At 32.0% G+C, this 20,338-nt stretch carries 17 protein-coding genes; 15 read left to right on the forward strand and 2 right to left on the reverse strand.

Annotated elements, in window-relative coordinates; all coding sequences use genetic code 11:
* Positions 1-39: 39 nt before the first annotated feature.
* From ACFSR1_RS22380 to ACFSR1_RS22430, 11 genes are all read left to right on the forward strand, one after another.
* On the forward strand, positions 40-2,358 hold the full coding sequence (locus ACFSR1_RS22380) for a DUF2339 domain-containing protein (protein ID WP_378295254.1): 2,319 nt from the start codon (positions 40-42) through the stop codon (positions 2,356-2,358).
* Between the two features lie 49 nt (positions 2,359-2,407).
* On the forward strand, positions 2,408-3,574 hold the full coding sequence (locus ACFSR1_RS22385; RefSeq protein ID WP_378295255.1) for a DUF3999 family protein: 1,167 nt from the start codon (positions 2,408-2,410) through the stop codon (positions 3,572-3,574).
* A 114-nt stretch (positions 3,575-3,688) separates the two neighbouring features.
* A complete protein-coding gene (locus ACFSR1_RS22390) occupies positions 3,689-4,036 on the forward strand; it encodes a YciI family protein (RefSeq protein WP_378295256.1) in 348 nt (115 codons plus the stop codon).
* Positions 4,037-4,054: 18 nt separating this feature from the next.
* The gene (locus ACFSR1_RS22395) at positions 4,055-4,399 is read left to right on the forward strand and encodes a YciI family protein (protein WP_378295257.1); all 345 of its coding nucleotides are present in this window, start codon (positions 4,055-4,057) and stop codon (positions 4,397-4,399) included.
* Between the two features lie 9 nt (positions 4,400-4,408).
* On the forward strand, positions 4,409-5,686 hold the full coding sequence (locus ACFSR1_RS22400; RefSeq protein WP_378295258.1) for an RNA polymerase sigma factor: 1,278 nt from the start codon (positions 4,409-4,411) through the stop codon (positions 5,684-5,686).
* A 484-nt stretch (positions 5,687-6,170) separates the two neighbouring features.
* A complete protein-coding gene (locus ACFSR1_RS22405; protein ID WP_378295259.1) occupies positions 6,171-8,459 on the forward strand; it encodes an alpha/beta hydrolase family protein in 2,289 nt (762 codons plus the stop codon).
* Positions 8,460-8,758: 299 nt separating this feature from the next.
* A complete protein-coding gene (locus ACFSR1_RS22410; protein ID WP_378295260.1) occupies positions 8,759-9,271 on the forward strand; it encodes a hypothetical protein in 513 nt (170 codons plus the stop codon).
* Positions 9,272-9,317: 46 nt separating this feature from the next.
* Positions 9,318-10,379: a sensor histidine kinase gene (locus tag ACFSR1_RS22415; RefSeq protein ID WP_378295261.1), complete on the forward strand. Its 1,062-nt coding sequence runs from the start codon at positions 9,318-9,320 to the stop codon at positions 10,377-10,379.
* Positions 10,376-11,107 (forward strand): LytR/AlgR family response regulator transcription factor, encoded by a 732-nt coding sequence (locus ACFSR1_RS22420; RefSeq protein WP_378295262.1) that lies wholly within the window; start codon positions 10,376-10,378, stop codon positions 11,105-11,107. The genes ACFSR1_RS22415 and ACFSR1_RS22420 overlap by 4 nt, the downstream gene beginning before the upstream one ends.
* Positions 11,108-11,561: 454 nt before the next feature.
* Positions 11,562-13,406, forward strand: coding sequence for a cystathionine beta-synthase (locus tag ACFSR1_RS22425; protein ID WP_378295263.1), 1,845 nt, complete (start codon positions 11,562-11,564; stop codon positions 13,404-13,406).
* Positions 13,407-13,688: 282 nt separating this feature from the next.
* Positions 13,689-15,257: a serine hydrolase gene (locus tag ACFSR1_RS22430; protein WP_378295264.1), complete on the forward strand. Its 1,569-nt coding sequence runs from the start codon at positions 13,689-13,691 to the stop codon at positions 15,255-15,257.
* A 329-nt stretch (positions 15,258-15,586) separates the two neighbouring features.
* Here the strand turns inward: ACFSR1_RS22430 and ACFSR1_RS22435 are convergent, their stop codons facing one another.
* Entirely contained in the window at positions 15,587-16,519 is a 933-nt protein-coding gene (locus ACFSR1_RS22435) for a hypothetical protein (RefSeq protein WP_378295265.1), read from the reverse strand.
* A 294-nt stretch (positions 16,520-16,813) separates the two neighbouring features.
* Between ACFSR1_RS22435 and ACFSR1_RS22440 the strand changes: the two genes are divergently transcribed.
* From ACFSR1_RS22440 to ACFSR1_RS22455, 4 genes are all read left to right on the forward strand, one after another.
* On the forward strand, positions 16,814-17,005 hold the full coding sequence (locus tag ACFSR1_RS22440; RefSeq protein ID WP_299261159.1) for a cold-shock protein: 192 nt from the start codon (positions 16,814-16,816) through the stop codon (positions 17,003-17,005).
* A 214-nt stretch (positions 17,006-17,219) separates the two neighbouring features.
* Complete coding sequence (locus tag ACFSR1_RS22445) at positions 17,220-18,059, forward strand: alpha/beta fold hydrolase (protein WP_378295266.1); 840 nt, start codon at positions 17,220-17,222, stop codon at positions 18,057-18,059.
* Positions 18,052-18,546, forward strand: coding sequence for an RNA polymerase sigma factor (locus ACFSR1_RS22450; RefSeq protein ID WP_378295267.1), 495 nt, complete (start codon positions 18,052-18,054; stop codon positions 18,544-18,546). The genes ACFSR1_RS22445 and ACFSR1_RS22450 overlap by 8 nt, the downstream gene beginning before the upstream one ends.
* Complete coding sequence (locus ACFSR1_RS22455) at positions 18,539-19,141, forward strand: hypothetical protein (RefSeq protein ID WP_378295268.1); 603 nt, start codon at positions 18,539-18,541, stop codon at positions 19,139-19,141. The genes ACFSR1_RS22450 and ACFSR1_RS22455 overlap by 8 nt, the downstream gene beginning before the upstream one ends.
* A gap of 24 nt (positions 19,142-19,165) precedes the next feature.
* On the opposite strand, the gene ACFSR1_RS22460 is transcribed toward ACFSR1_RS22455, so the two are convergent.
* Positions 19,166-20,248 carry an acyloxyacyl hydrolase gene (locus tag ACFSR1_RS22460; protein ID WP_378295269.1) on the reverse strand — a complete coding sequence of 361 codons (1,083 nt, stop codon included), beginning with the start codon at positions 20,246-20,248 and terminating at the stop codon, positions 19,166-19,168.
* Positions 20,249-20,338: the final 90 nt, after the last annotated feature.

Below are 20,338 nucleotides of genomic sequence, written 5' to 3' on the forward strand. Positions count from 1 at the left end.
ATAGAACTATATAGTATTCATTTTTATACCAAAACCAAAATGGCTGATAATCAAGAGTACATTAATGAACTCCTTCAAAAAGTGGAGATTCTTTCTAAAAAACAAGAAGTTTTTCATAGAGAAATCTTAGACTTGAAACAAGAAATACTTCAACTAAAAAAAGCTAAAGAAGTAAAAGAAAAACCAATAGAAGAAAATAAAATTACTTCGCCCGTTGCAGAACCCGCTTTAAAAAAGGTAGAAGACACAGCTAAAACTTTTGAACCTTTAGCTCAGAAACAGCCTATAATTGCTGCTTCTAAACCTGAAACCCAAAAAGCTACAAAGCCAAAAGAGAAATCCAACTTAGAAAAGTTTATTGGAGAAAATCTAATCAGCAAAATCGGGGTTATTATTCTCATCATTGGAGTTGGAATCGGTGCAAAGTATTCTATTGATAACGATTTAATCAGTCCATTAACCAGAATAATCCTGGGATACCTTACAGGAATAGGATTAATCGCTGTTGGGATGAAACTAAAGAAGAAGTATGAGAATTTTAGTGCTGTGTTAGTTAGCGGTGCGATGGCTATATTATACTTTATAACCTTTTTGGCCTATAGTTTATATGATCTCTTTCCTCAACTGTTTGCATTTGGATTAATGGTACTATTTACCATTTTTACCGTATTTGCAGCGATACAATATAATAAACAGGTGATTGCACATATAGGATTGGTAGGTGCGTACGCGGTTCCATTTTTATTAAGTGATGGATCTGGAAAAGTAACGGTCTTATTTAGCTATATGGCCATTATTAATATTGGTATTTTAATCATATCGCTACAAAAATATTGGAAACCACTATATTATTCTTCTTTTATTCTTACCTGGTTGATTTATTTTAGTTGGTATGCAATGAGTTATGAAACAGATACCCATTTTGGATCAGCTTCTATCTTCTTATTTGTATTTTTTGCTACATTCTATTTTATATTTCTGGTGTATAAACTACGAAAGAAAGAAAAATTTGGTACTGGAGATGTATTACTTCAATTGATGAATGCATTTGTTTTTTACGGGATAGGATTTTCATTACTAAATGATCATCCTACCGGTGAGCAGTTATTAGGAGTGTTTACTTTAGGAAACGCGATTATTCATTTTGCGGTGAGCGTTTTTATTTATAGACTGAAATTAGCAGATCGTAATTTGTTTTATTTTACGTCAGGAATGGTGTTGGTTTTTATTAGCATAGCTTTTCCTGTTCAGTTAGATGGTAATTGGGTGACGCTACTATGGGCTGCAGAGGCCGCTCTGTTATTTTGGATAGGGAGAACTAAGAAAGTACCTATTTATGAAAAGTTGGCATACCCGGTAATAGCATTAACCTTTTTTAGTCTGCTTCAGGATTGGTGGATGTATTATGGAGAATATTCTTATGTTTCTGGGATATCAGAAATTTCCACAACACCATTTTTTAATATATCGGTACTCACATCTTTATTGTGCGTAACATCTTTAGGATATATTCTTTATGTTCATACTAGTGAGAAATACCCATTTCCTTGGTCTAATTACAAAACCTGGTATCAGCTAATTTCTTTATGGATCTCTGCAATGTTCTTATTTGTGTTATATATGACCTTTTTCCTAGAAATTATTGATTATTGGGAAACATTAGAGTCCTATAAACAAAATTTCATGGGTATTTGGCTAATTAATTACACTATTATTTTCTTATCCGTAGTATCTTTTATGAATATTAATAAGATTAAAAACATGGTTTTTGGGTATATTAATATAATACTTAATCTATTGGCTTTATTGATGTTTTTGACCAGCGGGTTGTATATATTAAGTGAATTACGAGAGAGTTACTTGGATCCTACACTTCTCGAATCTGGCGAGGCTGGTTTGTATCATATTAGTATTCGATATATTTCGCTGGCTTTTTGTTTTATATTGTTAGTTGCTTGTTATCAATATGTAAGACAGCATTTCTTAAAAGGTAATTTTAAAATAGCTTTTGATATTATTTTACAAATTGCCGTGATTTGGATGCTTAGTAGCGAATTAATTCACTGGTTAGATATGGCGGGTTATGCGTCTTCAGATAAGCTAGGGTTAAGTATACTTTGGGGGCTGTATTCATTAGTATTGATAGTTTTAGGATTTTGGAAAAAAATAAAGCATATAAGAATTATAGCGTTTGGGCTTTTTGGGATTACATTGATCAAACTATTTTTATATGATATAGCACATCTTAATACGATTTCTAAGACAATTGTATTCGTTTCTTTGGGATTGTTATTACTTATTATTTCATTCTTATATAATAAATACAAACATATTATTACCGATGAGGTTAAAGATTAGAACAGTACTTTGGGTGTTATTTTTAATCTGTTCCCAAATGTATGGACAGATGGATACATACGAATATAAAAGATCCTTATCCGGGATATCTGATAATTGGCATACAATAGAGTTGCCGAATGACATTTTTAAAAATGTGTCTTCTGATTTTTCAGATATAAGGGTCTTTGGACTTACAAAAGATAATGATACGGTAGAAGCTCCTTATCTCTTAAAACAAAATCAACCTAAAAGATCCAGTAAACAGATTAATTTCGAAATTCTAAATAGGTCAATAACTACAAAAGGATCTTTTGTTACCTATAAAGTCCCAAGGAATCAAACGATCAATCAAATTAGATTGTTTTTTCAGGAAAATAATTTTGACAGGTTGGTATCTTTAGAAGGTAGTCAGAATTTAGATAATTGGTTTACGATTGTAGATGATTATCGTATTCTATCTATTAAAAATGAATTGACCTCTTATGATTTTACAACTATAAAGTTTCCGAATTCTAAATATCAATATTATAGAGTTTTTATAAAAGGAAATAAAGCACCAGAAGTAAAGAATGCCCAGGTTAGTTTACAGGAAATACAAGAAGGTAACTACAATACGTATGCTATCAAATCAGTACATAGAAGAGAACAAAAACAAAATAAGAGAACGATAATTGATCTGGATTTGCAGATGCCTGTTCCGTTAAGCTATATAAAAATAAAGGCTAAGAATGATTTTGACTATTACAGACCTATTCGCATAGAATATCTGCAGGATAGTGTGCAAAATGAAAAAGGTTGGAGATATAACTATAGAAATGTAACTTCAGGTATTTTAAATTCTTTTGAGGAAAATGAATTTAATTTTTATAGTACAATTACGAATAAAGTTAGGTTAATAATTGACAATCAAGACAACGAAGAATTAGATATTGAAACAATCAAGGTAAAAGGTTTTAGTCATGAGTTAATTGTGCGATTTACAACTCCTGCTACTTATTTTCTTACCTATGGAAATGAAGATATTAACAAACCATCGTATGATCTTCAATATATGACAGAAACAGTCCCGGAAAAGTTAATAGAACTACAACTAGGAGCAGAAGAAATTATTCCAAAAAATCAACTTGAAGTTGTAGAGCCTCTTTTTAAAAATAAAATATGGCTATGGGCAGTAATGGGGGTTGTGATTATACTGTTGGGAGGTTTCACCCTTATGATGATGAAAAAGAAGTAAAACTTCAGAAGGGATGTGTTGAGAATTCCTTCCAAAATTATTTTTCAATAAGATTGTCCAAATACGCTAAATCATTTCGTCATAGAACCATATAAACCATAAATAAATAAAATTATGAAACAATTTATGTTCCTTTTTAAAGGCGGAGATGAGGTCTGGGATGCTAAATCTACAGAAGAACAAAATGCACATATGGAAAAGTGGATGCAATGGATTGGACAAATGGCAGAACAAGAAAAATATGTCGGAGGTGAGCGCCTGTATCCGGCAATGAATACAATCCTTCCTGGAGGTACAAAAGTAACAGACAGATCTTTGGCTGAAGCTAAAGAAATAGTAGGTGGTTACATTATCGTTTTAGCAGAAACATTAGAAGAAGCTACAGAAATGGCAAAAGGATGCCCTGGATTACTATGGGAGTCATCCGTAGAAGTTAGAGAGGTTTGGCCGGATGATGTTTAATCAAAGACAATATGTAAGATGAAAGAGTTTTTAATACTTATAAGAGGTGGACAAGAAAAATACAATACTGTATCACCTAGTGATATGCAAAAGCATATGGAACATTGGCAGCAATGGATGGGAGGACTGGCTAAAGAAGATCAATTGGTAGGCGGACAACCATTACTTAATGAAGGATGTACCATGACAGAAGGAGGAAAGAAGATTACGGATCGCCCGTTTGCAGAAGGAAAAGAACTGGTAGGAGGATATCTTTTGATTAAAGCAGATTCTGCGGATCACGCCACAGATATCGCAAAAGGTTGCCCCAGTTTTGAGTATGACTGTAGTTTAGAAATTCGTGAAATAGCCCCAATGGAATAATCCGTACTATTGGAATCCAGAGATCACATAGATACTACGTTAAACCATCTTTTTAGACAAGAATCCGGAAAGATGGTTGCCGTTTTAATTAAAATTTTTGGTACAGAGAATATTGAAATGGCAGAAGATGTAGTACAAGACGCTTTGGTGAGTGCCCTGGAAACCTGGAAATTTAGAGGAATTCCTGACAATCCAAAGGCCTGGTTGTACAGAACTGCGCGAAACAAAGCCATTGATATCATACGAAGGAAAAAGCATAGTAAAACCATCGACTTCTCTGATCCCGAACGAAAATTATTGACTTCAGAATATACATTAGCCAGCACAATGGATAATTTTTGGAAAGAACAGTATATACAAGATGATTTTTTGGCAATGATGTATGCGTGTTGTCACCCGGATATTTCTCCTGAAAATCAAATTACTTTTATGCTAAAATCCCTTTGTGGATTTAGTACCAAAGAAGTTGCACGATCTTTTCTCACAACCGATGATACGATCTCTAAAAGACTATATCGAACAAAAGAGTATTTTAGAAAACATAAAATACGACCCAAAATTCCGATACCCGAAGAAATCAATTCCAAAACTAAGGTTGTATTAAGTGCTATTTATCTGATGTTTAACGAAGGATATAATTCCACACATGATGATCAGTTGATACGAACGGATTTAATTTCGCAAGCCATGTGGTTATGCAAATCATTGTTAGATAGTGAGCGTACACAATTGCCAGAAGTATATGCTTTGATGGCGTTGATGTGTTTTCACGCTGCCAGAATTGATAGTCGAATTACTGAAGAAGGAGCACTCATATTATTACCAGATCAGAACAGAAGTACTTGGGATACAGAACTCATTGCATTAGGAAGCAAGTATCTTAATCAAGCTGCATTTGGTGAAACACTTACTACATATCATCTGGAAGCAGCCATAGCGTATCAGCACTGTACAGCCTCTAGCTATGCAACTACAGATTGGAAAGAAATACAGGGATATTACGACCTTTTATTAAGAATAGATAATGATCCTATTGTGTTTTTGAACCGATGCATGGTACTATTAGAATTAAACGGCCCTGAAGATGCATTAATGGCGATACAAGAGATTAAAGATCATAAGATAATGAACAAGTATTACCTATATCACGCTATTTTGGGGGAAATCCATGAGCGTTTGATACAACCCAGTACCGCTGTTGAATATTATCAACAAGCAATACAACTTACCGAATCCAAGCCAGAGCAACGATTACTACACAATAAGATAGTAAGATGTTTAGAATAGAAATTGACAGAAAAACTACCACATTTGTATGATTCCACATTTGTATGATTGATTTTAAATTTTAGTATTGATTGCTTTAATAGAGTTAAATGAATGATATCTTAGAAATAGTTCTATAGACGTTAAAATCATACTACATCTCATGTTTTCTTTTGGTATCTTCTTTTTGCAAATCATAAAACTGAAACGTAAACAAAAAGTATACAATATTTAATTTTCCGAATGATTATCAGTCTATAAATGAAATAAAACAATTAAAATTTGTCAGGCTAGCTGTGACAATGATAAAGTTGAGAGCTATCTCTTGGGCACATAGGGTTAGCACAATACAATGGTTAAAAAATAAAATAACATCAACCAACAAATTGAGAGTTCATTATTCCGTTGGCATATCTCATTTTACCACTTATCATATTTCATACAAATCCATTAACGCTCTTAACTAGTTTTGATGTGTAATTAATAACAGTAAATTTTAATACACATGAAAAGTTATAGAAAAAAATCAAAATATTTATTTAGCATTATTGCTTTTGTATATACAATAGGAGTAATTGCCCAAGACGTTAAAGGAACCTGGAAAGGTGAATTAGAAGTTCAGGGAATGAAATTAGAAATGAGCTTTAACATTAACGAAGAAAATGGAAAATATACATCAACTTTTGATGTTCCACTTCAAGGAGTTGTTGGATTTCCATTAGAAAAAACATCTTTTGTAGATAATACCCTAACTATTGAATCCGCTAAATTAAAGTTGAAATACGTTGGTACTTTGGAAGAGAAAAATCTAAATGGTATATATTCTCAATTAGGACAAGACTATCCATTCAATTTGGTTAAAACAGTTAAAATCAAACCAGGAGATTTAAGCTTACCTTCAAGTAAAGAAACGCTAGAAAAAATTGCTGCACTCGAAACAGAAACCTATAAATACTCTGTCGAAGATTTTTTTATGAAACCTAAACTGTCCATATTTAGAATTTCTCCGGATGGAAACTACATCTCTTATAGAAAAATAGATGAGAAAGGGAAGAATAATGTAATAGTTAAAAACTTATCAACCGGTAAAGAAGCTGTGGCTATTTATGAAAAAGAAGACTTGGTAAGAACATATTTTTGGAAAGGAAATAATCGTTTAATCTATCTTCAGGATAAGGGAGGAGATGAAAATTATCATTTATTTGGAGCAAATCCAGATGGAACAAACAACATAGAGCTTACTCCGTTTGACAAAACTATGGTACAGCTATCTAACGTATTGAAAGATGATCCAAATCACATGATTATCCAAATGAATAAGGATAACAAACAATTGTTTGAACCTTACAAAATTGATATAAACTCTGGAGAGATTAAAAAATTATTTGAGAATAAAGACCCTAATACACCAATAGCCGGATATACTTTTGATAATTCAGGAGTGTTAAGGGAATACTCAAAACTAAAAGAAGGAAAGTATATTGAAAACTTTTATAAAAATTTAGAAACTAATGAATTTGAATTGAGAAATCAAACCGATTTTGAGACTAACGATGGAATTTTAGCATTCGATTATACTACAGAGTACCCTCACGATGCTTACTTAATAAGCAATTTAACTAGTGATAAATATGAAGTGTATACATACGATTTAAAAGAAAAGAAAATACTTAAAACTATATTTAAAGATGATACCTATGCAATCAAAAATATCGTTATTTCATCAAAAAGAAGAAACTTTGAAATAGACTTTTATTCTTACGAAGGTGCTAAGGAAACAGTAGTGCCAGTTAGTGCGTTGTATAAAAAAATATACAAAAAATTACACAAGAAATTCGGAGAAAAAGAAATCTCTGTTTTAAGCTATAATGATGAAGAGACAAAGTTCATTGTTCATGTTTCTAGTGATAAATTAAGAGGGATTTATTATCTGTATAATTTACCGAATGATTCATTTGAAGAGTTAGGAAATATGCTACCTCATTTAAATGAAAGCGATATGGCAGCAATGAAGCCAATTAGTTTTACAAGTAGAGACGGAAAAACAATTCATGGGTACATTACTCTTCCTAAAGAAGCATTAAATAATCAAAAAGTACCATTAATTTTAAATCCACACGGAGGGCCATTCGGAGTACGAGATAGTTGGGGTTATGTAGAAGAAGTACAATTATTTGCAAGTAGAGGGTATGCAACATTACAAGTAAATTACCGTGGTTCTGGAGGTTATGGCAAAGCATTTCAAAAAGCTGGAGATAAACAAGTCGGGCGAGCTATGATTGATGATTTAGAAGATGGTGTAAAATATGCAATAAGCCAAGGATGGATAGATGAGGATAAAGTTGCTGTTTATGGAGCAAGTTATGGAGGTTTGGCAACATTACAAAGCTTAATTAAAACACCGGAAATGTATATATGTGGAGTAGATTATGTTGGTGTATCCAACTTGTTTTCTCAGTTAGAAAATTTCACTGGAATTAGAAAATCATATATACAATGGTATAAAGACAGATATTACGATCCGGAAAATCCTGAAGAACATAAAATAATGACAGCGGTTTCTCCAGCATTAAATGCAGATAAAATATCTCAACCACTATTAGTGATTCAAGGCGCTAATGATCCAAGAGTTAAAATAGAACAAGCAGATCAAATAGTAAAGAATATGAGAGACAGAGGTATTGATGTGCCATATATGGTAAAATATAACGAAGGACACGGTTTTGGGCATGAGGAGAACAAAATAGAATTGTACAAAACAATGCTAGGTTTCTTTGCTCAACATTTGAAATAAAGTTAAATAAATTTAGTTAAAAGGCCTTTTAAGAAATAATCTTATTAGGTCTTTTTTTATTTTAATAAAGCAGTGTTTTTCCGTTTAGCATATCCTTTCTACCACTCATCATATTTTCAGTTTTAAATGATAAATCATGCGATATCTTTATAACATCAATCAGAAAAACAAACAGTAATTACAACTAAAAACAAACAAAATCATGATCAAATTAGTTATAGTAGCAATTATCGAATTAGCATCCATTATCGAATTAGTATTAAGTTAAATCATCAAATCAAATAATAATAAAATCAATTATGAAAAATTCAAAAACAAGCAGAAAAGATACATTTCAATATCAGTTAAAAAATTTCAAAATGTTATTAAATGGCTCAAAAATGGCTAAAATATCATCAATCATCTTAATTGCACTATCCTTAATATTGGCTTATATATCAAAAGAAAACATAGGGGTCGTTATATCATTATTAACAGGAGCCTTTGGTTTAGTAGTTTATATTGTAAAGTTTTTATCATTAAAAAACATCAAACAAAAATCATATACTCAGACCTCTTTAGTAACTAGTTTGTCAAAATTTAAAGGGTATGTTTCTAAACGAAAAAAATACGAAATGTATTTTATGGCACTTTGGATCATAACACTTATTCCTTTTGGTCCAACTGTAAAATTTAATTATATAGCAGCTATTGTTGCTGCAGTTATTTACATAGGTATAGTAGCTGTTTTAGGTGGATTAGCATTTAAAAAAATAGATAGACAGATCCTAACGTTAGAAAGCGTAATGAAAAATGAATTACTACAACAATAGAATATTATTATATCTTATATTGTGCTCATTTTTAAGTTATAAATAAATGAAATTATCATTAAATAAGTATTATATATTTTTTGCTTTTGTTGGCTGGTCTCTTATTTTTTTTCTAACCTTAGCTGGTCCTAAACTTTTTTTGAATACGAAAGAGTTAACTGATGAACGGCTCATACTAATTTTAGCAGAAAGTATGTTATGTGGTCTTTTTGCTTACTTATGTAGTTTTATTATTTCACTATATATAGATTATAAGGTAGACTTGAATAAGAGGTTTTTAAAACTGTTATGGCCAATTATATTAGTTTTTATAAGTACTCAAATATTTTATAACTTTATAATTTGGCCGATCTTAGGGTATGCTTCACTTTTAATTAAAGGGGAATATGTTGTTGCTAATACGGTAGGTAAAATATATAATGTCGTTTATTTTGCAACTTTATTTATTATTTGGCTTTTTATTTTTTTAACTATTAAAATTTATCATCAATTAAAAAAAGTACAACTAAAACAATTACAATTAGAATCAAGCTTAAGAGAGTCTCAACTAAACACCTTAAAAGGACAAATTAATCCACACTTTATGTTTAATAGTTTAAACAATATTCGTGGATTAATGTTGGAAGATGTTGGGAGAGCTAGACAAATGTTAACCAATCTTTCTGAAACGCTGAGATATTCGCTTACAAAAAGTGATGTTGATTCTATTGCTTTAGAAGACGAATTAGAAATGGTAGAAAACTATGTAGAAGTTTCTAAAATTCAGTTTGAAAAACGTTTACAATTCGAAACCGACATTGATCAAGAGTCTTTAAACAAGCAAATTCCGCCAATGATTATCCAAATGTTAGTTGAAAATGCTATTAAACATGGAATTTCTAACTTGAAAGAAGGCGGTAAAGTGAGTTTATCAACAATGATAGAAGACAATCAGTTACATATTGAGGTAGCTAATTCAGGAACTTTACAAAAAAGTGAAAATTCTACCCAGCTAGGTTTACAAAACATAAAAAAACGTCTTGAATTGCTTTTTGGTAATGACGCTACTTTTAATTTAAAAGAAATAGAAAACAAAGTGGTGGCGACTATTAAAATTCCGTTAACATGATAACATTAAATGCAGTTATTGTTGAAGATTCTAGATTGGCTCGTAATGAGTTAAAAGAACTCATTGTGGCACATAAAGAAATTGTGCTTATAGGTGAAGCAGAAAACGTAGACGAAGGTTTTAAGTTGATTACTGACACAAAACCGGACCTATTGTTTTTAGATATTAATATGCCTGAAAAAGATGGATTCGAATTGTTAGAAATGTTAGATGAGGTTCCTATAACTATATTCACCACAGCTTTTGATGAATATGCAATTAAGTCTTTTGAGTACAATGCTTTTGATTATTTATTAAAACCAATTAACCCAAAGCGATTTTCTAAAAGTATCGAGAAAGTAATTGAAAATGCAAGTAGTAGCCCAACGTCTGATACTAAAAATAAAGAAACTTTAAGTATAGATAAACAAATATTTATTAAAGATGGAGAGAAATGTTGGCTAGTGAAAATTCAGGATATTACAATATTTGAAATAGTTGGTAACTATACACGTGTGTTTTTTGAAAACAATAAACCGTTAATCTATAAGTCATTGGCCCAAGTAGAAGAAAAACTACCAAGTGATGTGTTTTTTAGAGCCAACAGACAGCAGATCATCAATATAAATCACGTAAAAAAAGTAGTGTCTTGGTTTAATGGAAAGCTAAAAATCGAAATGAACTCTGGAGAAGAAATTGAAATTTCCAGAAGACAATCTTATCTTTTTAAAGAACAGTTAAGTTTTTAATTCAACTACAGGATGGAAAGCAAGCAAGTAAAAACATATGCCTCTCGCATTCTATAGATAAAGAGTAATCATACTACTAAGAAGCTATAAGCCACAAGTAGGTTTATAAAAGCAACAAATGGCTATGAGCTGTTAATTCTTCTTCTGTAAAGCTTATATTAATTAGATTTTCTGACGCTGTAATTTTAAATTTTTAATGGTTACTATAATTACTCCCAGGCTTGCTTAACGCCGTGACGCTTGGCATCAGGAATTATTATAAAGTGTAATAAGCATTAGAATTGTACCACTATTTTTAAAGTTTAACTCCAAGGAATCGTGTAAGAAAGATTCTCAAAACCGACAGATTTATTGTTAGGTATCTTACCATATGAGGGACTGACAAAACGCTCGGTAGCACTTTAAAAAAAGTTTAAGTTAATGTATATTGACAGCCTATTTAAAGGTGAAAGTTATGGGAGTAAATAAAATGCTAAATTATATTAAAGATGTATTAGAAAACATGCCAACTAACTGGTTAAATCTAACTACGCATCGACTAGATATTTATGATGAAAAACTGGCAAAAACTCAATTCTTAGAACAGTTTGAAATCTTGTTTAACGACAATAATTCTGAATCTTCAGCACTAACGGAATTACCAACTGCTTATGATTATATACGATTAGGTCATCCATTATCTTGCGTATTAGAATGGGGAATTGCTAATTTAAATAATTTAAAACCAGAAAATGTGATCAGTTTTTCATCAAAGACGATTCCTATTTTGGCAATTCTAAGAAAAAATTTGTTAGATGATAAAAACACCCAAATTATTTATACAGATGAATTACCGCATTTCTTTGATGCTGAAGTATTAAAGAATGTTTATGGTTATGAATTTGATTTAAAGCATGTTGCGGAAGCATCCGCCATTCCTGAGTTTAACGGCAGTATCATTTTAATTTCAGAGCAAGATGAAATTAGTGCTACTGATCTTTCCTCAAATATTGACTTTTTTATCAGTGTTTATTCTGATTTGGGAAGCGTTTTATTGGTAAATGGTGAACAAAATGAAAGTTACATTTCAGAAATTCAGCATGTAAGAAGAAGAGAAACCATTGCAATGACACCAGCCAATTGTCTTATTGCATTACGCGCTCTAACAAAGAAATCTTCTTTTGATACTGAGAAAAATACTATTGAGACAAACAAAACACGTGTCTTAGAATCGATTACAGTAATTACTGGCACAACTACAAAACCACTAGTTGGTTCTAGTGGCCTATCTATTCAATATGCGATTATGATGGGGTTAATTCACAATGCACAGGAAAAACATAAAGGAAAGGCTATCAAATTTGTTGTTCCTCCAAATTGTTATGGTGGTACAAATGATCAGGCAAGAAGAGTTGCTGCTTGCATTGACAATGTGGAAGTGATGGACTTACCAGTGGATGGTGATAATGATATGGTGCAAAGTATAGATATAGTTTTAGATAAAATTGCTAAGGAAGATGCTATCCCTTATATCATCGCTGAAATTCCGACAAATCCTAGAGTGGAAGTTCCTGATCTGATAAAATTAAAAGATGCTTTAAGCGTTGTGCGTAAAACTACTACAGGTGAAATTGCTGTTGATCCCGTTTTTATTTTGGATCAAACATTTTGTCCTAATGTTCTCTTTTTGGGTGAAGGTGAAATACTCTCAACGGTTCGTGCTATTTCGTACGCTAGTGGATCAAAATTTCCAAGTGGAGGATTATGTACCGCTGGCTATGTTGTTGGGAATAGAAAAACGGACCTCTTAATGGAGAAAATTGAATTACATCTAAATCTTTGCGATAACGAAGCAACAGCGCTACAATATGAAATATTAGCCAAACAGTTGCCTTCAATGAATCAAAGAATTAGTGATGCTTACAAGAATACACGTGAATTTGTAAACTTCATCAATGATACTTTACCTGAGGCGAAAATCAATTTTGTTTCGTTAGCATTGGCACAACAGGGATTTACTCCATCCGTTTTTTCATTAGATCTTCCAACTAAAGGTGCTACTGACGAAGAAAAAGAATCTTATAAAAGAGCATTGAATCTTAAATTAATTAATTTAATGATTACAGAAATCCCCAATGAAAGTAAATACTGTGTGAGCTATGGTCAGTTAAATGGATGTTATTGGACAATACCTGCAACATCTACTCAAGGGACAACTAAAGAAGGCGACAAAGATTATATTGCTCGTGTAGCGCTTTCTCCTAATATGGATCTGGAACTTCATAAAAAGGTATTTTTAGATTTTATTGAAAAAATTTGATTATCGTAGAGATGGTGAGAGCCTCCTATGGTATTCAGGTTATTGAGTGTTTTTTCTATGTTTCCTAATTGTTGGGCTTTTTAAAACTATTTTTTCAGAAACTAATGAGCTATCAGTAGTTATTTTGGTTGCGATTGCACAAGTTTTGGTTATTAGACATGTCTTTATCGGAGGAGCTTTTAAATTTTTATCAAAAGAAAGTGTTGATAGATTCGTCAATTATTTAGTAACATTTTACGCTATTAAGACACATATAATGTTAGAACCAATTATGAAGTAATTATGAAAAAATTAGTCCTGCTTACATTATCGATTCTGTGTCTATTTATTGGGAATTCACTTTTTAGTCAAGAAATTAATTCAGCTCAAATTGATGCTCTTGTTGCCAGAGCATTAGATTCAACTCCTTCTGTTGGGATTGCCGTAGCTGTTGTAAAAGATGGAAATCTAATTCACTCTAAAGGGTACGGAGTTAAATCCATTGAAAACAAGAATAAGGTAGATAAGCACACATTGTTTGCTATTGCCTCCAATTCTAAGGCGTTCACAGCTGCCGCATTGTCGATTCTGGTAGATGAAGGCAAACTTAATTGGCAGGATAGGGTGATCGATCATATTGCTGAGTTCAAAATGTATAATGATTATGTAACCGCTAATTTTACTATTGTAGATCTTCTAACTCATAGAAGTGGTTTAGGCCTTGGAGCAGGTGATCTGATGATTTTTCCTGATGGAGGAGATTTTACCATTAAAGATGTTCTTACTAGTTTTCAATACCAGAAAGCTACCTCTGACTTTCGGACTAAATATGATTATGACAATTTATTGTATATAGTAGCAGGAGAAGTAGTGGCAAGGGTGAGCGGAATGAGCTGGTCTGATTTTGTACAATCAAAAATATTTGCACCATTAGGTATGAATAACTCAGTACCCACAAATTCGAGACTACAAAAAAATGCCAACCTTGCGTTGCCACACGATTCAGAAGGCAAGCAAATAAGACAATTACCAATTTATGATGGAGATCTTGTAGCTGCAGCAGGTGGTATTTATGCAAGTGTTGACGATTTGAGTAAATGGATGATCATGCAATTAAATAGGGGTAAATATGGAAAGGATTTGTCTAATGAATTATTCTCAGAAAAACAACAAAATCAGATGTGGAAGCCCCACACTAACTTAGGATTTACGACGAAACCGAATCCAAGAACAAAGCAACATTTTGCAGCCTACGGTTTAGGTTGGTTTATCATAGATAAACAAGGGAAAATTGTTGTTTCCCATACTGGTGGTTTGCCAGGTATGCTTTCTAAAACAGTTTTAGTTCCTGAACTTAATCTGGGGATTGTGGTTTTAACGAATTCATCGTCTGGAGGAAGCGCATATAGTTCCATTCCAGAGATGATACTTGATTCTTATTTAGAGATTGAAGAAAGAGACTGGATTAAAGAATTGGCAGATAGAACAAAAACTAGGGGTAACGAGTCAGATGCGGTGACTACTGAAGTGTGGAAGGCTGTTGAAGAAAACAAATCTTCCATCATTGATTTAAATAACTATACGGGAACTTATAAAGACAACTGGTTTGGCGAAGTAGAAATTGCAATGAAGGATGGTAAGCTTTGGTTTACATCCAAACGATCACCAAAGTTGAATGGCCAAATGTACTTTTATAAAGCTACTACATTTGCCATTAAATGGGAATATACTGACATGAATGCAGATGCATTTGCCATATTTAGTTTAAACGAAGAAGGCAAAGGAATAAGCATAAAAATGAAAGGCATATCTCCTAATATTGATTTTAGTTTCGATTTTCAAGATTTAGACTTAAAACGGGTTAAAAAGTAACATTGAATAAATCGTAACAATGAATAATATTGCTAATACCGGTAAATCCAAATGACAAATGGTACAAGATCGATCTAATGCAAAACTCTTTTCCAAGCCCTAAGTTTGAACTATCTCCGTATGGCATACCCACAAGAAGATGGTAATTCTTTTAGAAAGTTCATTACCAATTTAAAACTGAATCTAAAATGTGTTTTTAAAAATATCATAACGTTCCCTTTAGTATATAACGCTTAATTATAGGTAATACCCTACTGTTTATTGCTTAGACTAAATGGAATTAGTAATCCTCATTTCAGAATACTTAGGGAAAAATGTCGTTCTAGAGATTATAAATGACAATCCTTCATGGATTCGTAATAGTTGCGATATTCATCATAGGTTACTTTTTTCCTACCCTTTTCGAGTACAAAAGTGTCCTGGTTAGAAAAATCTGAAAAAGGGACTATTTTTTTAGGAAACTTGTCGATTACGATTTCAAAATAACTATCCGATGTGATCTTATTGGTATCAATTTCTATACTAAATTTACCATCATAATCTGTAAAAGCGTATGCGCAAGCGGTATCAGACAACTGTAATTTTACAACAGCAATAGGTACAATAGTTCCATCTGGTTTATGAACTGTACCTTCAATCGTTTGTTCTTTTGATGCGGTTACAGGGCTTTCGGTAATTTGAGTACCACCTTCTATTGTTGTTTGGGGATTTCCAGATAGGTCTTCAATCGTCCAATCATCTAGTTTCTCACCTTTTTTATATGATCCCTTTACTATGACTCCGGATTCGTCTTGACGCCAATAATCACCGTGCTTTTTACCGTTTTTATAATTAATTTTCTCCTTAGAACCACCTTTTGTTACGTTCCATAAACCTTCTTTTTTCCCTTTTTCATAATTTCCTTCCTCTGTAAAAGTAAAGCCATTGTCAGAATTATAATAATATCCATTTCTTTGATCATCTTCGTAGTTTTCTATCGTTGATAAATCTAAAGTTCCCTTCTTTCTAAAAATTAAAAAATGCAACCATTCTCCTTCTTTTTTTCCTTTTCGGTATTCAATTTTATGAATGCCGACCAGTTTTTTGTCCTTAAATTCCCTAATATAATATTTACCATTAAGTTCATTTTCTTGATTGATCTGTGCTAGTTTGTCATATTCTTCTTGTGACAGTTCTACATAACTTCCCTCGATTGGTGATTGAGCATGCATTACTATAGAAAATAATAGTGACAGAATTATTGTAAATAGAGTGTTCTTCATCATTTTTATGCGTTCAATTTGTGTGATATTCTTCCCGTGATAATAATTAAAGTTAAGCTATTTGGATTGCTTTTCAAATAATTATGACTGTCAGAAAATTGTTTATTTACTTTAAATCAAATACAATACCAATTTGTTACCGTATCGATCGAATAGTTAATCAAAGGTATTACCGTAAACGATATATGATTATTATTTGTAGCTTTACCAATAACGAAGATGTGTTAAATTATTTAAAACTCACATTTGGCATCATCTTTGTCTTTCAATAAATAATTAATTTAAATTTTAACAATGAACAAAGGAACAGTAAAATTCTTCAACGATGCCAAAGGATTTGGATTCATAACAGAAGAAGGTTCGAACAAAGAACATTTTGTACACATTTCAGGATTAGTAGACGAGATTCGTGAAGGCGATGAGGTTGAATTTGATCTACAAGAAGGTAAAAAAGGTTTAAACGCAGTAAATGTAAAAGTAATTTAATATATACTACATAACTTTTTTAATAGAACAGCCTATCAATTTTGATAGGCTTTTTTTATGGATTTCAGGAATATTGACAAAATTCTTTTGTCATGATATTGAATTACAAATAACGGAAAAACAATTATTTATATAATATTTGTTGTTTTTTTTAAAATAGGGTGTAACAATTAGTGATCTTTTGCATCAAAGGGGAAATCAAAAACAAAATATCATGAAAAATTTCAAAATTACACTCGTTTTATTCGCAATAGTTAATTTGGCATTTAGTCAAGCACCCGCAATTATTTCAGAAGTATCTGGAAACGGAAGTCCTGTTTTATTTTTACCGGGCTTCACCAATCCCGGTTCTATATGGCATGATACAGCGGCAAATCTGCAAGGTAATCATGAGAATCATATGATATCCTACGCAGGTTTTGATGGTAATGCACCTATCGCTATGCCTTGGTACGAAACTATCAAGAAAGAATTGATAACCTATATTGAAAAAAGGAAACTAACAAATATTATAATTATTGGACATAGTATGGGAGGAAATCTAGCGGTAGATATCGCTGCTGCTTTGCCAAATAAAATAAAAAGTTTGATTCTTGTGGATTCTATTCCTTGTGTGCGAGAATTAATGATGCCTGGTGTACCAGAAAGTCAGATTCAATATGAAAGTCCGTATAACAAGCAAATGCTGGCGATGGATGATGATCAGTTTAAACAAACAGCAATGATGATGGCTCAGAATATGACTAATACTAAAGATAAAGTGGACACCTTGCTTAATTGGATTCTTAAGGCAGATAGAAAAACCTATGTATATGGCTACACAGATCTTTTAAAATTAGACCTTAGAAAAGTACTGGACAAAATTACGGCAAAAACTTTGATTCTAGGCGCTGCATTTCCTACTATAGAAATGGCAAAAGCAAATTATGAAAAGCAATATGCTGATTTACCTAATAAAACAATAGAAATGATACCTGATAGTAAGCATTTTATTATGTTTGATCAACCAGATTTGTTTTATAAAAAAGTAAATACGTTCCTAATTAATGAGTAAAAAAAATCAACTGCTTTTCGAAAAAATCTATAAGCAATGTTATCCTATGGTACTGCAGATGTGTATGGGATATATGAAAGGAGATCATGATCTGGCTAAAGATTTGTCTCAAGAAGTATTTATCAATATCTGGAATGCAATGGATAGTTTTAAAGGTATATCGACTCATAAAACCTGGGTGTATAGAATTACTGTAAATACTTGCTTACAACATATCCGAAAAGAGAAAAATAAAAAGAAGGTAGCTCTAGAAAAAGTAGAGCATGCCTTAAGAGAAGAATCTAACGAAGTCGCTTCAGAACAGAATCAGAGCTTGTACCGCGCTATTGGAGCATTAGAAGAAGTAGATCGCTTACTTATTATGATGGTTTTAGATGGGCAGGATTATGATAGCATATCCGAAGTTATGGGAATTAAACCAACCAATGTAAGAGTAAAGATTTATAGGATAAAAAAAAGACTTAAAAAAATACTAGATCATGAGTAATGAATTTGAAGCATTGCAAAGTCAATGGCAAAAAGATAAAAATAGTTTTGAGAATAAATCACAAGATATAGAAGAGGTATTCTCGTTAATAAGAAAAAAGAAAAGTTGGAGTACGCGTTTTCATTATGGAAATATTTTGGTGTTATCCATAGTATTAATAGGAATAATTACTTTTTTCTATTTTGTGGCGCCAGTGCAGGAGCTATTGAGCAGAGTAGGTGTAGGATTGATGGTCGGTGGATTATTAGTAAGAATTATTATTGAAATGATAAGTGTTTTCAAAGCGAAAAAAATCAATATGATGGATAGTGCCTTGAACACAACGAATGATACAATTACCTTTTATAATTTCAGAAAAACTATTCATGGACCAATAACTCTGGGAATTTTAGGCTTGTATACTATCGGTTTTTACATGATCACTCCAGAGTTTAGTTTGTATTTTGAAACCTGGCAAATAGTTTTAATAGATATTTCATACATCATCGGTGCGATAATCCCTTTTGTTGCTATTCGGAAAAACATTAAAAAAGAAATAAAAATTTTGTCGGAGATTATCGAGTTGAAAAAGAAAATGACAGAAGAGGCTGCATAAAATGGGTTTAACCAACATAATGGATTAATTAATCAGATAAATCAATCTGCCATCCATATGATCAGCTACTTTACCATAAGCAATTAAAGACGCTCCAATAGTCCAGCGTTTAGAAGAACCAATACTATACCAAAAAGAATATCGCTGGTACAACCAATTTCCTTGAATATTCTTTGGACGAGTTAGATAAAAACCAAATTGTTGTAAAAAATAAAAACTACCAATAGAAAAATGATGTCCGGCCGTAATGGCAGAAGAAAAAGCAGAATCGTTGATTCCTTGTTGTCTTGCTATTTCTCTGTCAGAGTAGTCATACCATAGCTCAATACCTGCATTAAGGCCGTTAATGCCAGATATAGGTTTTAAGATTCCGCCCATAAACCCAATCAAAAGATGATTAGAAGCTTCAGCATCCCGATCAGAGGATCTCAAGCTGGCAAATGCTCCTGCATAATAATCAAAAGAGGTGTCATAAGATCGTAAGGATTTCGGTTTTCTTTTTAGCGGTGTGTTATTAATTACTTTATCTACACCAATGGAAAGGGTTGGAAAATTCATTCCTTTATTTGGCTGTTTTTGACCTCCATTAGAAATATGATTATAATTTGCAGACAGGTTAATAGCATAACTGTCATTAATATGATAGTTAAGGTTAATAGATAAAGCTAGATAAAAGCTAAAATGTGTGCTGAAGAGTAAGTTTTCTGGATTTGTCTCTTCGTCAAATTTTTCAGTAAGATAAGTGGCTCCTATAGAACCTCTTAAAGAAAATTTTAAAGGACCTCTATAAGTAAAATAAGGTTCTACAAAGTAAATCAAGTTGTAGGAACTACCTAATACATCCGGATTGGCATAATTAAAATAGGCGAATGAAAAACCGGATCTGCCATAACAAAAACAGGTTTTCCAGGCTTTATCGCTTGTCTTTAACCAACTATATTCCAGTTGTATTCCATAAGGATTTGTTTGTGAGATAGGTTTTAATTCTGGTGAATGTGCTATGATAAAACCGTAGTGTGATTTCACCCCATAAAATGAAGGGTTCATTTGCGCCCAAACAGAAGTGTAGGTTAGTAGTAGTATTGATAATCCTAAAATCTTTTTCATTGCAAATCAAAGCCTTATTAAATTTACTGAAAATTCTTATGAGTTAAATAAAATCTCTGAATTATAATGCTTCTTAAAGGTTATCTTGAT

Origin of the sequence: Aquimarina rubra, assembly GCF_042684305.1 — a bacterium.
Classification (GTDB): domain Bacteria; phylum Bacteroidota; class Bacteroidia; order Flavobacteriales; family Flavobacteriaceae; genus Aquimarina; species Aquimarina rubra.

Coding starts and splice junctions, on each gene's coding strand:
- ACFSR1_RS22380 (WP_378295254.1), top strand. CDS start 40: ATGGCTGATAATCAAGAGTACATTAATGAACTCCTTCAAAAAGTGGAG.
- ACFSR1_RS22385 (WP_378295255.1), top strand. CDS start 2,408: ATGGATACATACGAATATAAAAGATCCTTATCCGGGATATCTGATAAT.
- ACFSR1_RS22390 (WP_378295256.1), top strand. CDS start 3,689: ATGAAACAATTTATGTTCCTTTTTAAAGGCGGAGATGAGGTCTGGGAT.
- ACFSR1_RS22395 (WP_378295257.1), top strand. CDS start 4,055: ATGAAAGAGTTTTTAATACTTATAAGAGGTGGACAAGAAAAATACAAT.
- ACFSR1_RS22405 (WP_378295259.1), top strand. CDS start 6,171: ATGAAAAGTTATAGAAAAAAATCAAAATATTTATTTAGCATTATTGCT.
- ACFSR1_RS22410 (WP_378295260.1), top strand. CDS start 8,759: ATGAAAAATTCAAAAACAAGCAGAAAAGATACATTTCAATATCAGTTA.
- ACFSR1_RS22415 (WP_378295261.1), top strand. CDS start 9,318: ATGAAATTATCATTAAATAAGTATTATATATTTTTTGCTTTTGTTGGC.
- ACFSR1_RS22420 (WP_378295262.1), top strand. CDS start 10,376: ATGATAACATTAAATGCAGTTATTGTTGAAGATTCTAGATTGGCTCGT.
- ACFSR1_RS22425 (WP_378295263.1), top strand. CDS start 11,562: ATGGGAGTAAATAAAATGCTAAATTATATTAAAGATGTATTAGAAAAC.
- ACFSR1_RS22430 (WP_378295264.1), top strand. CDS start 13,689: ATGAAAAAATTAGTCCTGCTTACATTATCGATTCTGTGTCTATTTATT.
- ACFSR1_RS22435 (WP_378295265.1), bottom strand. CDS start 16,519: ATGAAGAACACTCTATTTACAATAATTCTGTCACTATTATTTTCTATA.
- ACFSR1_RS22440 (WP_299261159.1), top strand. CDS start 16,814: ATGAACAAAGGAACAGTAAAATTCTTCAACGATGCCAAAGGATTTGGA.
- ACFSR1_RS22445 (WP_378295266.1), top strand. CDS start 17,220: ATGAAAAATTTCAAAATTACACTCGTTTTATTCGCAATAGTTAATTTG.
- ACFSR1_RS22450 (WP_378295267.1), top strand. CDS start 18,052: ATGAGTAAAAAAAATCAACTGCTTTTCGAAAAAATCTATAAGCAATGT.
- ACFSR1_RS22455 (WP_378295268.1), top strand. CDS start 18,539: ATGAGTAATGAATTTGAAGCATTGCAAAGTCAATGGCAAAAAGATAAA.
- ACFSR1_RS22460 (WP_378295269.1), bottom strand. CDS start 20,248: ATGAAAAAGATTTTAGGATTATCAATACTACTACTAACCTACACTTCT.